Raw genomic sequence first — 14,998 nt, forward strand, 5'->3', positions numbered from 1 at the left:
AGCGAGAAAGTCTTAACGTTTCGCATTTAGTGTCAATTTTTTAATTTATTACTCAGTGAAAAACTATGTTTAATTTTGCTAATTTTTATCAGTTAATCGCTCAAGACACTCGTCTTCAGCCGTGGCTAAACGTATTACCTCAACAGTTAACAGATTGGCAAAACGCTGAGCACGGTGACTTTGGTCGCTGGCTGAAAGCGCTGAACAAGATCCCACAAGGCGCACCAAACCAAGTGGACATCAAAAACTCGGTGACCATCAGCAACGATACGCCTTTCCATGAAGGTGAGCTGAAAAAGCTAGAAAGCCTACTGCGTACATTCCACCCATGGCGCAAAGGTCCATACACAGTGCACGGTATTCACATCGATACTGAATGGCGCAGTGACTGGAAATGGGATCGCGTTCTTCCGCACATCTCGCCACTAAAAAACCGCAGCGTGCTCGATGTTGGTTGTGGCAACGGCTACCACATGTGGCGTATGTTGGGTGAAGGTGCACGCCTAACGGTTGGTATCGACCCTTCTCACCTGTTCCTAATTCAGTTCGAAGCGATTCGTAAGTTAATGGGCGATGACCAACGCGCTCACCTTCTTCCATTAGGTATTGAACAACTACCAAAGTTAGAAGCGTTCGACACTGTATTTAGTATGGGCGTGCTTTACCACCGTCGTTCGCCACTGGATCACTTGGTACAGCTAAAAGACCAGTTGGTATCAGGTGGTGAACTTGTCCTAGAGACGCTAGTAATCGAAGGCGATGAGAACGCGGTATTGGTTCCGACGTCTCGCTACGCGCAAATGCGTAATGTGTACTTCTTCCCTTCTGCGAAAGCGCTGAAAGTATGGCTAGAGCTGGTTGGCTTTAAAGATGTACGTATTGTGGATGAGAACGTGACCTCGGTTGGCGAGCAGCGCACAACAGACTGGATGACGCATAACTCTCTACCGGATTACCTTGATCCAAACGACCCTAGCAAAACAGTTGAAGGTTACCCTGCCCCTCGCCGTGCGGTACTTGTGGCAACTAAGCCATAATTAACTGAGATTTCTGACATTGTCTTAACTCACTCCCTCCGTTAAGACATTAACCTCTTTTCAATTCCAGTTAAGGATGCATATCGCATCCTTAATTTTTTGCTATTTGTCGCTATTCCTCACTATATAAGACAATCGAAAAGATTCTTACTTGTGAGCCTTTAGCGATATACGCTAAACTCTTAAAAAACAAACAACTTAATCCAGCCCCAAGGTTTTCAATGTTTATACGATTGACTCCGATTGTTGTAGTCGCGCTACTATCCGGATGTGCGCTTACCAAAGGTGAACAGTACCACCAAGAAACATTAGCGGCCATCCAAGCCTCAGAGACCAACTTTAACAACAAAATTAGTAATTTAGAGCTTCAACTTAGTAACCAGTCTGACTATATAGAAAGCCTAGAGGGTCAAGTTGACAAGTTAGAAGGTGAACTTTCCAGCTTTCGCAAAGAAGCGATGAATGAAGTAAGAAAGCCAAAAGATCCGATCATCGTCCAAGCACCAGCTCCAATTCAAGCTACACCAACTCATGACATCGTCCTTGGTTCTATTGAACGCGTTACGATTGATTCCATTAAACAAACCTTCGATGCGCGTGTTGACACTGGTGCAGCCACGTCTTCACTGAATGCCGTTGATATCGAAGAGTTCGAAAGAAACGGAAAAAACTGGGTTCGTTTCCACCTAGAAGACAGCACTAAGTCAAAAGACGAGCAGCAAGCTTGGATTGAAGCACCTATCATCCGTTACGTAAAAATCCGTCAAGCGACCACTGAAGAATTAGAACGACGCGCAGTTGTAGAACTTTGGGTGCGCGTTGGAAAAATTCATGAAAAAGCGCAATTTACGTTGGCAGATCGCTCTCAAATGAACCATCCTGTGTTACTAGGTAGAGAGTTTATGCGTGACATCGCACTTGTTGATGTGAGCCGTAAATACATCCAAACACAAGAAGATAAAAAATAATAAGGTAGATTATGACGTCAAAAATACCGTTTTATCTGTCTGTCATCTTATTGGTGGCAGCGGGTATCGCTTTGAGTGTTTTCAGACACCAAAATTACGGCGTTCCTTGGACTCCAGGAGAAACACGCCAAATTTGGGATGTCGAGGCTCGAATCGAGTTCAATGCCAATGGTAATGAAGTTAAAGCTTCGTTAGCTGCACCTCATACTCAAAACGGCTACACACTTATTGGTGAATCCGCTTCATCTCCAGGCTACGGCGTATCATACGTTAATACAGATTCTGGTCGTCGAGCTGAATGGTCTATTCGTCAAGCTACGGGGCCACAAACTATCTACTATAAAGCACAGTTTCTTGTTGACCCACAAGCGAAAGTGACTCCTGTTCCACCAACAGGTGATATTGTCCCTCCTACGTTGTCGGCACCACAGCAGGCAGCGGCCAACGCACTGATCGAAAGAGCAATGAGCCGTTCCGCAGATAATGTTACGTTCGCTCGTGAACTGATCAAAACATTAAACGATCCTGACAGTCAAAACGCTGCGTTAATCCTCAACGATTTTGACCGAACTGATGCTCTACACAAAATGTTACTCAGCGCTGGAGTGCAGAGTAAAATTGTTGGCGTTATTGAGCTAGAAGATGGGCGCCGTCGCCAAGCTATTCAACAAATGGTTCAAGTGTGGTCTGGAGAGGAGTGGGTTCTGTTCTCACCAAACTCCGAGCAAGCGGCAGCACAGCCTAACCTTCTAGTTTGGGATGAATCCAACGTCTCGCTGCTTGATCTCATTGGTGGTCAAAATAGCCAAGTCCACTTCTCGATGATCAAACAAGAAGTGACTGCACAACAAGCAACTAACAACAAAGTCGAAGCAGACGGTTTACTCAACCTATCGATTCATAGCTTACCTCTTGAAGAACAAGCGATGTTTAAGACCATCATGCTGATTCCAATTGGTGCGCTTATCGTTGTGTTCCTACGTGTGATTATCGGCCTTAAAACATCCGGTACCTTCATGCCCGTCCTTATCGCAGTAGCGTTTGTACAAACGCAGCTTGTGACTGGTATTGTTGGCTTCCTATTGATTGTTGGTACAGGTCTCATAATCCGAAGTTACCTCTCGAGGCTAAACTTACTTCTGGTAGCCCGGATATCCGCAGTAATCATCACCGTAATCATGATTATCTCTGTGTTCACGGTTGTGGCCTTTAAGATCGGTCTGACAGAAGGCTTAACCATTACCTTCTTCCCAATGATCATTTTGTCATGGACTATCGAACGTATGTCGATTCTATGGGAAGAGGAAGGCGCAAAAGAAGTTGCCCTTCAAGGTGGCGGTTCACTCCTAACTGCGGTACTGGTTTACTTGGCAATGACTAACACCTACATCCAGCACCTAACGTTTAACTTTATCGGCCTACAGCTTATTGTTCTGGCTGGCATTCTACTACTAGGTACATACACAGGTTACCGTCTAACTGAGTTACGTCGCTTTAAACCACTAGCGGAGGACTAAACGATGTTTGAACGTTTTACTTCGCCAGCCAAGCTTCGCCATAAAGGTATTATGGGGATGAACAAACGCAACCATAGTTACATTGGTCGCTACAATGATCGTTCCAAATACCCATTGGTTGATGACAAGCTGAAAACCAAAATTATTGCAGAAGCCGCAGGGGCAACTGTCCCTGCCCTGATTGGCGTGATCCACAACCAAGCAGAAGTAAAGACCATTCATAAGATGGTCGAAAAATGGCCTGGCTTTGTTATCAAGCCCGCACAAGGCAGTGGTGGTAAAGGTATTTTGGTCATTACGTCGCATAAAGACGGTGTATATACCAAACCATCCGGTGCTACCTGCAATAAAGAAGAGGTGGAGCGTCACATTAGTAACGCCCTAGCAGGCCTTTTCTCTCTTGGTGGTAAGAACGATGTAGCCGTAGTTGAGAACTTGATTAAGTTTGATGACTGTTTCGATGGTTTCAGTTATGAAGGTGTGCCAGACGTACGAATCATTGTGTTCAAAGGCTACCCTGTGATGGCAATGATGCGTTGCTCTACAGCAGCTTCTGATGGCAAAGCTAACCTTCACCAAGGTGCGGTTGGCGTTGGTATCGACATCGCGACAGGCAAAGCCATTCGTGCGGTACAGTTTGACCAACCCGTCACTCACCACCCAGATACTGGGAAAGACTTGTCTACACTGCAAGTGCCTCACTGGGAGCGTTTACTAGAACTTGCTTCCAGCGCGTGGGAGATGACTGGACTGGGATATATGGGTACCGATATGGTTTTGGACAAAGAAGAAGGTCCAATGGTGTTAGAGCTAAATGCTCGCCCAGGCTTGGCCATCCAAATAGCAAACGGGGCAGGTCTGCTTCCTCGTCTAAGACACATCGAAAATCTAGGCACTCCTGCCGAGTACCCAAAACCTAAAGAGCGAGTGGCCTATGCCGCAGAGCAGTTTGGGGTTAAATCTCAATTCTAACTAAGAGCCAGCCTGAGAGCTGGCTCTTTTTTTTACTAACTCTCTCAGTAACCCTTACAAAGCAAATGAGCTTATTTGCACACTTTTACTTTGTTAAATGATCAAGCTAACATTTTAGTCATTAATCATTTCTTTTTATCCTCGAAATTTGTCTATGATTACAGCTCCCCTAACTCAACTCAGAGAGGTTGGGCAATGCATACGACAAATGCAGATAATAATAATACCATCCCTGAGAATGACGATATTGATGAGCAGCTTCAACGTTTGTCAGAAATCTCATTCCAAGCACTTAATGAACTCGCTGAAATGATCGAAAAAGGAAAAGATTATTCAGACGAGTAGCACTTTGCTGCCATGCAATAAAATAAGCCGAGCCTGTTGCCCTACAGACTCGGCTTAATTCGTTTTACAAATACAAAAACGCCCGCGTTTCTTGCGGGCGTTTTATTAGCTTCGGAGTTTAGGACTCAAACTCTTCAATCATCTCTTGTGCTTCGGTCTTAGGCTTGTCCGTTTGACCAAAACCACGCAGACCCACTACGTGTACGTGCTCGTGGTCTTTAAACACCTTACGTACCAGTTTGTAAGTCGTACCTTTCTCTGGGCTGATGTTTTCTGGTGCCGCGATAAGAAGCTGCATATCCAGACGGTCACACAATTCGAACAATGTCGCGATCGATTTCGCATCCAGACGCGCTGCTTCATCCAAGAAGAGCAGACGACAAGGCACAATGTCTTTGCTGCGTAGACGACGAGATTCTTCTTCCCAGCTTTGCACTACCATCAGTAGGATTGACTGACCAGTACCGATCGCTTCACCTGTTGATAGCGCGCCAGACTCAGCCTGTAGCCAACCATCTGTACCACGGTTCACTTCTACACTTAGCTCTAGGTAGTTACGGTAATCCAGTAGCTCTTCACCCAGAACCTGAGGAGAACGTTGACCCATATCGATGTGTGGGTTCACACGTTGGAACAGTTTCGCCATTGCTTCAGAGAAGGTAAAGCGAGTCGATTCAAACAGATCTTTATGCTGCTCTTGTTGTGTCGCTAGACCGTTCAGTAGCACTTCGTGACTTTCGCGGATCTTCACATTTAGACGTACGCCCTTCACCTGACCGAACGAGATGTTCGACAAACCTTGGTTCAGCATACGAATACGGTTTTGCTCACGCTGAATCGTCTTCTTGATGATGCTCGCTACTGACTCAGAGCTGATCGCTAGGCGGTTTTCACGTTGCGTTAGCTCTTCCGTTAGACGCGCTAGCTCTACTTCCATCTCCTCGATTGCTTCCACTGGATCATCAGTACGGATGATATCCTGACGAATACGCTCACGAAGGTGTTGGTACACAGCAATGTAGAACAGAACTTTACGCTCTGGTCGTGCGTTGTCTTCTGATAGACGCAGCGCATCACGTAGGTCGTCATTGTTCGCAACCGCCAGACGCAGCGCACCCAATGATTTATCCGACATTGAACGCAGTTCATCCGCTGACATGTAAGCCAGTTCACGTTTGTGTAGACGACGCTCAACATCGTTCTCGCGCGCCAGACGAAGTACCGAGCACCAGCCGGCTTTCGCTGCAACCACGAAGGTACGCAGCTCAACGTATTCTTTCTGAACTTTCTTCAGACGTTTCGCCAAGCCTTTCATCTCTAGTTCAGTAGAGGTGATTGTGCGCTCGTATTCGCTCTTACGGCTACGAGACGTGTGTAGTCGCTCATGCAGTTCATCACGACGACGCATTGCACGCTCTTCTGCACCTTCGTCCGCGTTAACGCCAAACTCTTGAAGTTCTTGTTTGAACTCTTGAACCGTTTCCAGTTTCGCTTGGTGCGAACTCTTCAATGATGCCAATACTTGGTTGTATTGGTTCATTTGGCCTTGCGACTGTTTCAACTCTTCACGAGAGCGGGTACGCATTTGTTCAGCTTGAACCAGTTTTGCTTTTAGCTGCTCGCTCAGTTCGCTACTCTTGTTCAGTAGATCTACTGAATCTGCGTAAGCAAAGTAGTGGCGACGTTCAACGAGATCTGAGAGTGCAAAGATTTGCTTCTTAAGATCTTGTAGCTGTTCGTCTGCCGCTTTGTATTCTGCTTCTAGCGCATCGAATTGCTCTGGATCAGCATCTAGAGCAACCGCCACTCTTTCTAGTTCCGCCACTGCTTTCGCGTGGTTGGTTAGGAACGCTTTTGCTTCTGAAAGTTGAGCGATTTTCTCTTCCAACTCATCAAAGCGCGCTTGCAGCGACTCATCTTCAATCAACGCCATGTTTGGTGCTAGCTTGTCTAGAGAAGACAACGCTTGCTTGCTGGTTTGCAGTTGAGAACGTTGCTGCTGCTCTTTTGCATCCAGATCAGCCAGTACGCGAGCAATTTGGTTACGCTTGTCGCGAATGGTTGCCAATGCTTGCTCTGGGTCAGCTTCGAATGCTACTTGAATGTGGCTTGCCACAAACTGGTTGAACGCTTGGTACAGACGCTGCATTTTTTGCGAATCGAATGCTGCTTTCGCGTGCTTCTCAACCACTTCCTCACGTTCGTTACGTAGTAGCTCTAAACGCTGCTCACGTGCTGCACGACCAAACAATGGGATTTCAGGCAAACGAGAGTAACGCATTTGGCGATCGTTCATACGAACGCAAACCGCACCTTCTAGCTCTTCAGCGTCGAATGAGCTGTCATCAAAGGCATCGATGTCACCTTCAATGATGTACAAGTCTTCTGGACAGTCGTCTAGCTCTACCAGTTTCTCTTCGATACCAGAGAGGTCAGAAACAACGATAGCGTGACGAGCCGGACCGTACATCGCACTGAAGTAAGGCGCGTCATCAATTGTGATGTCATCGTAGATCTCAGACAGCAATACGCCGCCTAGAGTATCTGCCAAACCTTTCAGGCGAGGGTCGTTTGAACCACCAGGAGAAGCAAGACGCTCAATCTCAGTGTCAAGTTGGCTGCGACGCTCTGCCAGTTTGTCTTTTGCCAGAGAAAGGGTCTTCTCTTGTTCAAGCACCACTTGCATTTGGCTCATGACTGACTGGCTATCTTCTAGCTCAGCGCCACTTTGTTCACGCAATTTTTCTAGCGCATCGTTCGCCGCAATCCAAGTTGGAGCAATGGCTTCTAGCTTGTTGATTTCCGCAGCTGCATCTTGCTCTAGACGACGCTGTTCGCTGCGTTGCTCACGCACGTCTTCCTGCGTCATTTCTAGCGAGTCGATTTGCATCGCGTGACGTTCACGTTCTTGTTCAAACGTGATTTCGTCAGTCAGTTCAACATGGAATTGCTTTTGGTATTCATTCACTAGCTCGCGCGCTTGACGTTGCTGGTTAAGGCTACGGTCAAGGTCACGGTGCTGTGCACGCCATTGCTGTTCGTTTTGCGCAACTTGCTTAGATTCACGCGCTTTCGCAATTGCGGTTTTCGCATGTTCAGACGCGTCTTTACGCTCAACTTGACCAACGATGCTCTGTACCAGTTTAAGCGCCGTTTCGAACTGCTCTGCTGCTGCAGAAGACATATCCAGTTTGTGCTTAACCGATAGCAACGCATTGGTGCTTTCAGATTCTTTGCTCTTAAGCTCAGAGACAAGCGCTTGTGCCGATTCTGCCGTTAGGCTGTCATCGCCAAGTAGTTGCTTCGCTTTTTCCAGCGCTTGAACCGCTTGTTGGTATTGAAGTGCACGAGTTTGCTGAACGTCGAGTGCTTGTTGGTAGTCCGCCAGTTGCGTCTTAAGGCTATCCACCTCTTCTTCTGCAACGGTCGCTTGCTCTTCTACCATCATCACGCGTTCTTGCGCTTCTTCCACTACCATCATCTGTTCTTCAAGACGCTCACTTAGCTCTTCAAGATCTTCTTGGTAGCGTTCGATCTTCTCTTGCTGGCGCAGTGCGTTTTGCACCAGTTGCAAGTGATCCGAAGCCGCTTGGTAATCTTGCTCTAGAGCAGATTCCGACTCGATCAGTAGCTCTAGCTCTTCTTGAACGCGGTTAAGCAGGTTGTTTTGCTCAACAAGAGTTTCACGAGAGCCAAATAGCTCTGAACGCAGTGACAGCGTTTTATCCAGCTTGTTACGACGATCGTTCGCGTGACGCATGTAGTCCGCAGCCACGTAGTTGGTCGACTCAGTGATCAAGTGTTTGAACAAGTCACGGTCTGCTTGCGTGGTTTTGATCGCTTCTAGCGTCATGCGGTTTTCACGCAGTGCTGATTCCATATCTTGGAACGCTTTCTTCACGCCGCCGTTTTGTGGCAGAAGGTAGTCACGTAGCGAGCGTGTAATCGCACTTGAGATACCACCGTAAAGCGATGCTTCGATCAGGCGGTAGAATTTAGAACGGTCACCAGAGTTACGCAGTTTCTTCGGAATCACACCGAATTCAAACATTTGTGCGTGGTAATCCACGATAGAAGAGAACGCTTTGAATTGAACACCTTCAAATTCTGCGATCGATTCTTTTACTTCGTTGATTTGACGTACACGAGCTTGAGTCGCTGATACGCTTTCAATCAAGATATCCGTTGGTTTCACATGGCTTGGAAGACCTTGGATAACAAACGGTTTGATGTCTACTTTCTTATCACGACCCGCAACTTGCTGCAGTTTTACTGCGAACAATAGGCGTTGGTTACGTGAGTTCACCACGTCTAGCGCCGCATAACATGCGCCCGGCTGTAGCTTACCGTACAGACCTTTGTCGCGAGACGATTGGCTGCTGCCTGCTTCTGTGGTGTTACGGAAGTGCAGTAGCGTTTGGTCAGGAATCAATGCGGTGATGAACGCCGCCATTGTGGTTGATTTACCTGCACCGTTACCACCTGATAGCGTGGTGACGAGACCATCGATGTCAAACGTACGGGCAAAGAAGCCGTTCCAGTTGACCATGGTCAGCGATTGGTATTTACCGCGTTCAATCATGCTCATGCTTCACCCTCTTCTGTTGTTTCTTCTTGGGCTTGGTCGTCTTGCTCTTCTTCAGACAATAGGCTGCCTTGGCTTGGCTCTTTGGTGTGCACTACCGCTTCACCATCACGGATCAGACGCAGCTGCGCTTCACGCATGTCATCGCCAATACGTACATCGGCACCAAAACGGAATACCGCTTCACTGATGCTGAATTTACCGGTTTCACCGATGTTGATGATCATGCCTAGGCGACGCAGACGACGAAGTGACGTACGTACTTTTTCAAACAGCTTTTCTTTATCAAGGTCAGAACCAGTCGCACGGTTCGTCACTAGCTTCATCAGCTTGTTTTCATCTGCTAGAGCAAGCAGTTCGTCGTACAGCTCTTGGTTAGTGAAGATGCCTTCATGCGCAAGACGCTCTGGGCTTAGGTAAAGGAAACACAGTACCTTACCCACCAGCATATCCAGCTCAGAAAGCACACTACGACCAATCAGAGACGTTGAACGTGGACGCAGGTAGAAGAAGCCTTCTGGCGCTTTCACCAATTCGGTGTTGTAGCGCTGGTAAAAAGAAGAAAGCTCAAGTTCGAAGTCTGACAACAACGCGTGGTTGTCCAGGTCTTCACTTGAGATATGACGCCCTGCTCGAAGCATGCTATCTAGCGCTGGGAACAGAGGGTTAGAAATTGCTTTTGCCAGATTCTCTGACATGTATTCATTAGTATCGGTCGATAACATTCGCTTGTACCTTTGCCCCAAATTCGTTGATTGCTTTCCAGTCTGGCTGAACGGCTTGGTAGTCGGATTCGGAATATCCCATACGTACCGCCTGATCAACGACAATGCGAGCTAAATCAAAGTGATGAGTGTGAGGGTGTTGTGCAAGGTAATCTCGCAGTACCACGCTCAAGTCAATTGGCACGCCTTGGTCTTTATGCGCTTTCAGCATGTCACCAATACGCTCTGCCAACTCATCATTGACTTGTTGAAACTCTTCGTATTCCACTTCCAACGGAACTTGACCTGTTACCTCGTCATCACGCAGCACTAGGGCTTCGTCACGAAGGTCAGAAAGCCTTTCTGCATCTGCATAAGTCAGATACCAAGGCGAATCAAAGTAGTCTTTAACGGACTGACGCAGACGCGAGCTAAACGCTCGGTTCTTATCCATATCGATAGCGGTACGGATGAACTTGTGCACGTGTCGGTCGTAACCAATCCAAAGGTCGATCGCTTGCTGGCCCCAGCTTGTGATTCGGTCCAGCTTCATCTGCAGACCAAACAAGGCTTCTTCAATAAACTCAAGCTCAGGGTCACCATAGACAATCTCTTGGATATCTAGGATCTGAGTTTGCAGTTCATCACTGGCAGCTTGCAGCGTATCTTGAAGTTCACGCAACGTGCTGGATGTTTCTGACAGAAGCGCTTCACAGTTGTTGATTGCTTCACGCCAGTCTTTGTTAAGCAAGTCAGCAATCTGTTGTTTCACAGATTGTTGCTGCTCATCCATCACACGTTGGTTGAGGTCAATTTGATCGAAGATTTCGCCTACAGAATATTTCAAGATCCCGTATACGTTCTTCTTCCAGTGGCCTGGAGTGCCACCCTTTTGTGCTGCTTCAATCGCTTTCGCCATTTCGTCCGCTACCATGGATAGCTGGATAGAAAGACGCAGTTTCGAGAACTCACGATGACGCACGTAGTAGTCAGTAATTCCTACCGCTAATGGCGATAAGCGATAAATGCTCGCTCCGTCAGTAATTTCACTGACAAAACGGCTCATAAGACGCTGCTTAACCATCTCATTGATGGCATTGTTTGCGCGGAAAGCCGAAGCTTCGCCCGTCTCATCAAATAGTCGAGTGACGATGGCAAATGCGTCGTGCAATTCACCTTCACCCAATTCTTCATCGAACCTTTCATTACTTAATACAGCGATAGCAATCAAAAATGCCAGTCGCTCAGTGGTCAGGTTCAACGAGAAATCGTGCTGCTTTACCCAGCCAACCAACTCATCGATTGGTTGCTCTGCAGCATTGAGAGTCATCTCACTCATCGTTATTCCTGTTTATCGTTCTTCTTAGCCCACACATGAATATAGCGGCCTAATGAGAGGTATGGCTCTTGTCGACAAAGTTGCTTTTCTAGCGCCAACACATCTTCAAACTCGTAATCGCCCATGTATTCCATATTGCCTATGTAATCACTGAATGAACGAATACCAGATTTTCCACAAATACTAAAACCAGAATCTTCTATCCATTGATAGACCTCTTCAGGTTTTAGACCTTTCTGTGGCTGTAGTTTAAATCTTTTCCGATGAGGCATGCCGTCTAAAACATGAGGAATGTTGCCACAAACCACATTTTTATAGACTAAGCCGTGGTGGTTATAGAACATAACCGAAGCGATGCCCCCCGGCTTGACCTGTTCCAAAACGGTTTCGAGTGCGGTTTTCGGGTCTACCAACCACTCCATCACTGCGTGGAACATGACAAGGTCCACCTGCGCTTCCATATGTTCACCAATGGATTGGACAGGCGAATGAATCAGGCGATACTGCTCAAGCAAACCGTTTTTTTCAATATCCTGCTTTGCTAGTTGCAGCATTTCCGAAGATAGATCACATAAAGCAACGTGATGTCCGAGCTTAGCAAGCTTTTGCGACATTTGTGCTAAGCCACCACCTGCATCAAGTACCTGCAGGGCTTGCTGGTCAGCCTCTAATTCACTTAGAATCTGTAGAAAATCTTCCCATACAATGATTTGGCGGATCTCACCTTTATCGGATCCGTAAATATTTTTTGCAAATTTGTGGGCGATATCGTCGAAATTACGGTCTTCTGTCACGTCTACTGGGTTATCATATCGGATTGTGCCGCTATTCTGGCACAAGAAAAGCAGGAATAAAGAGGGTCTCCCTCATTTTTATAATCAATTGATGTTTTTTCGGACTATTTAAGTATGTTTGAGCTGAAAAAAGTAATATCAGCCTTGCTCATGCCCTTACCGGCCTTACTGCTGATTGGTCTATTTGGCCTATTTTTAATTAGTTTTACCAGCAAACGTAAAACTGGTTGTTTCATTGTTCTATTCACTTTTGCTGGCATTTTCCTTGCCTCATTTCAACCTATTTCGACCAAGCTGCTCATGCCATTGGAACGCGAATACAAAGCGTTCTTACCCGTGTCAGAATCGGTCGATTATGTGATGGTTTTAGGAGCTGGCCATGTGGTCGATGACGAAATACCACCTACCTCACAACTGAGTCGTGCTGCTTTAATGAGACTCACTGAAGGTATACGTATTCTTCGTATGTATCCAGGTGCAAAACTCATTTTGTCAGGCTACGCTGGAGGGTCAGAACTCAGCCATGCCCGTATGATGGCTAACGTAGCCCTTTCGCTTGGTGTGGCAAAATCTGACATCATCTTGCTTGAAGATGCGAAAGATACCTGGGAGGAAGCAAGGCAAGCAGCGGCATTCGTAAAACAGAAAGATATTGTGCTAGTGACTTCAGCAAGCCATATGAAGCGCGCAATGTACGAGTTTCGTGCAGCAGGGATTAAGCCCATCCCAGCGCCAACCAACTTCTTGGCTGTTGCCGATATCAACCAACCTTGGCATCGGTATGCTCCAAAAGCACAGTACCTAGAACAAACGGAACGATACTGGCACGAAACACTGGGTATTATCTGGCAGCACCTACGCGACAATATTGGCCAGGCGCCAGTCGAAGAAGCGAATTAAGCCGGCTTCAAAACTAAACCAACAGGCACAAAAAAGGAGAGCATTGCTCTCCTTTTTCTTTAACGCGTTGATTTAAGTCAGCAGACTCTAGTCACCTGCGAACATGTAGCCTTCACCATGAACGGTCACAAAGATTTGTGGGTTCTTTGGGTCAAACTCCATCTTAGCGCGCATACGTCGAATCAGAACGTCGATAGTACGGTCGTTTGGCGCATCCACTCGGTGGCTGATCATATTCAAAATACGTTCGCGGCTTAATACCTGATTTGGGTATGAAGACAAGGCAACTAACAGCTCATACTCTGCTTTCGTTAGTTTCACTGGCTCACCATTGCGACTTAGAGCACGACGCTGAATATCAAACGTCCACTCACCGAAGCGCACTATGTGTTCTTCATTCGTATCATTTGCTGCTTTTTGTGAACCGTTACGAGCCGCTGAGATACGCCACAGCAAGTTTTTAACGCGAACCAATAATTCCCTTAGTTCAAAAGGCTTTGTTACATAATCGTCTGCGCCCATTTCTAAGCCCACGATTTTGTCAATGCTATCCGTGCGTCCTGTCACTAATATGATGCCGATATCTGATTGGCTGCGTAATTCACGCGTAAGCATAAGGCCATCTTCACCCGGCAGGTTAATATCCAGCATGATCAAATCTACATCGCCTTCTTGAAGCACTTCGCGCATTTCAGCACCGCTTTCTGCTTCACTAACTTTGTAACCTTCATTTTGGAAATAGCCCGCAAGCTTACTGCGAGTTACAACATCATCTTCTACGACTAATACGTGATAGCTCATTTACACCACTTTCTGTCTTTTTTATCTTCCAAGACGTATTCTATTCATAACTAGTAACATATCTAGTAATAGTTACAATAAAAAGCAAGATTTTGTGGATTTATTGATGCAAAACAAGCTTATTTGCCGCCATTCATAAACATGCATATTTCCCAATAAACCATAACAATTATAGTTACTGCTATTCATTTTAATTGTTTACACTTAGGGGATAACTATTTGGGAGCAAAAAAATGCAAGAAGTGAAAGCTTTTAACGAAAAACGAGCTGAGATTTATTGGTGGTTTTCTAGCCTGTTCGCAAAAGAGCTAACAAACAAGGAGCTGGAATCTTATCATAGTGTTGAAATTCGAAGCTTTTTAGCTGGTTTGGGTGAAAATGAAACACTCAAACCATCGGTTGATACCCTTGTTGATGCGCTTAATCGCCTACAAGATCGTGAAGATGCTCAGTTAGAGCTAGCTGCGGACTTCTGTGAACTTTTTCTTAAAACAGAAAAGCACGGTGCGCTACCTTATGCCTCAATGTACATCGGTGAATCTGGTTTATTAAACGATAAACCAGCAGAAGAGATGGAAAAGCTGATGGCAGACTTTGGTGTGCAAGTTGACGAAAATCTAAAAGAGCCTGCGGATCATTTAGCAGTCGAGTTAGATTTTTTAGGCAATATGATTATCCGCTCAAATGAACTCGAGCAAGAAAAACACATGGAAGATGCGTTCGAAAAGCAAAATGAGTTCATCCAGCAACACCTTTTGACATGGCTACCTCAGTTTGCCGCTAAATGTAAGCAATTCGATGAATTTGGCTTCTATGTTAGTGTCGCGCAACTATTAATTGCATTTTGTAAACTGGACAGCACCTACCTTCTTGGTGAATAATTGCCGCCTATTTTGGGGAGTCTGTCATTCAGACTCCCTATTTTATTCGTTTGTTTTTAATCTGGCGCAGAGAAATACAATCCATTTAGCCGTTAAACTGTGACCTCCGAGGCACAAAACAACCACCTAAAACATTGCCAGCTTGCCCGCATCAG

General features: G+C 46.2%; 12 protein-coding genes. 7 read left to right on the top strand and 5 right to left on the bottom strand.

The genetic code is table 11. The annotated features are described in order from the left end of the window. Positions 1 to 65: 65 nt before the first annotated feature. The 5 genes from cmoB (at position 66) to KIV41_RS02325 (ending at position 4,839) form a co-directional block, all read left to right on the top strand. Entirely contained in the window at positions 66 to 1,037 is a 972-nt protein-coding gene (gene cmoB, locus KIV41_RS02305; RefSeq protein WP_010447263.1) for a tRNA 5-methoxyuridine(34)/uridine 5-oxyacetic acid(34) synthase CmoB, read from the top strand. Between the two features lie 221 nt (positions 1,038 to 1,258). Continuing rightward, complete coding sequence (locus KIV41_RS02310; protein WP_285335598.1) at positions 1,259 to 2,005, top strand: ATP-dependent zinc protease; 747 nt, start codon at positions 1,259 to 1,261, stop codon at positions 2,003 to 2,005. A gap of 11 nt (positions 2,006 to 2,016) precedes the next feature. Further along, positions 2,017 to 3,522 carry an inactive transglutaminase family protein gene (locus tag KIV41_RS02315; protein WP_045388157.1) on the top strand — a complete coding sequence of 502 codons (1,506 nt, stop codon included), beginning with the start codon at positions 2,017 to 2,019 and terminating at the stop codon, positions 3,520 to 3,522. A 3-nt stretch (positions 3,523 to 3,525) separates the two neighbouring features. After that, positions 3,526 to 4,494, top strand: a complete 969-nt coding sequence (locus KIV41_RS02320) for an alpha-L-glutamate ligase-like protein (RefSeq protein WP_010447257.1) — start codon at positions 3,526 to 3,528, stop codon at positions 4,492 to 4,494. A gap of 195 nt (positions 4,495 to 4,689) precedes the next feature. Further along, entirely contained in the window at positions 4,690 to 4,839 is a 150-nt protein-coding gene (locus KIV41_RS02325) for a hypothetical protein (protein ID WP_088881076.1), read from the top strand. A gap of 118 nt (positions 4,840 to 4,957) precedes the next feature. Here KIV41_RS02325 and mukB read toward each other — a convergent pair whose 3' ends face one another. Genes mukB through cmoM form a run of 4 tightly spaced genes read right to left on the bottom strand, consistent with a single transcriptional unit; the run spans position 4,958 to position 12,261 of the window. After that, positions 4,958 to 9,421, bottom strand: a complete 4,464-nt coding sequence (gene mukB, locus KIV41_RS02330) for a chromosome partition protein MukB (protein WP_252042107.1) — start codon at positions 9,419 to 9,421, stop codon at positions 4,958 to 4,960. Between the two features lie 2 nt (positions 9,422 to 9,423). Continuing rightward, on the bottom strand, positions 9,424 to 10,149 hold the full coding sequence (gene mukE / locus KIV41_RS02335) for a chromosome partition protein MukE (protein WP_252041814.1): 726 nt from the start codon (positions 10,147 to 10,149) through the stop codon (positions 9,424 to 9,426). Next, on the bottom strand, positions 10,130 to 11,467 hold the full coding sequence (gene mukF / locus KIV41_RS02340) for a chromosome partition protein MukF (protein ID WP_252041813.1): 1,338 nt from the start codon (positions 11,465 to 11,467) through the stop codon (positions 10,130 to 10,132). The genes mukE and mukF overlap by 20 nt, the downstream gene beginning before the upstream one ends. 2 nt (positions 11,468 to 11,469) lie before the next feature. Next, complete coding sequence (gene cmoM / locus KIV41_RS02345; RefSeq protein WP_045388300.1) at positions 11,470 to 12,261, bottom strand: tRNA uridine 5-oxyacetic acid(34) methyltransferase CmoM; 792 nt, start codon at positions 12,259 to 12,261, stop codon at positions 11,470 to 11,472. A gap of 114 nt (positions 12,262 to 12,375) precedes the next feature. On the opposite strand from cmoM, the gene elyC reads away from it, so the two are divergent. Next, positions 12,376 to 13,161: an envelope biogenesis factor ElyC gene (elyC, locus tag KIV41_RS02350; RefSeq protein ID WP_045388164.1), complete on the top strand. Its 786-nt coding sequence runs from the start codon at positions 12,376 to 12,378 to the stop codon at positions 13,159 to 13,161. A gap of 87 nt (positions 13,162 to 13,248) precedes the next feature. Here elyC and torR read toward each other — a convergent pair whose 3' ends face one another. After that, the gene (torR, locus tag KIV41_RS02355; RefSeq protein WP_010447235.1) at positions 13,249 to 13,962 is read right to left on the bottom strand and encodes a two-component system response regulator TorR; all 714 of its coding nucleotides are present in this window, start codon (positions 13,960 to 13,962) and stop codon (positions 13,249 to 13,251) included. Between the two features lie 233 nt (positions 13,963 to 14,195). Between torR and torD the strand changes: the two genes are divergently transcribed. Continuing rightward, positions 14,196 to 14,843: a molecular chaperone TorD gene (torD, locus tag KIV41_RS02360; RefSeq protein WP_285335599.1), complete on the top strand. Its 648-nt coding sequence runs from the start codon at positions 14,196 to 14,198 to the stop codon at positions 14,841 to 14,843. The last annotated feature ends 155 nt before the right edge of the window (positions 14,844 to 14,998 follow it).

The sequence above is a fragment of the Vibrio sp. D401a genome, from assembly GCF_030248515.1.
Classification (GTDB): domain Bacteria; phylum Pseudomonadota; class Gammaproteobacteria; order Enterobacterales; family Vibrionaceae; genus Vibrio; species Vibrio rotiferianus.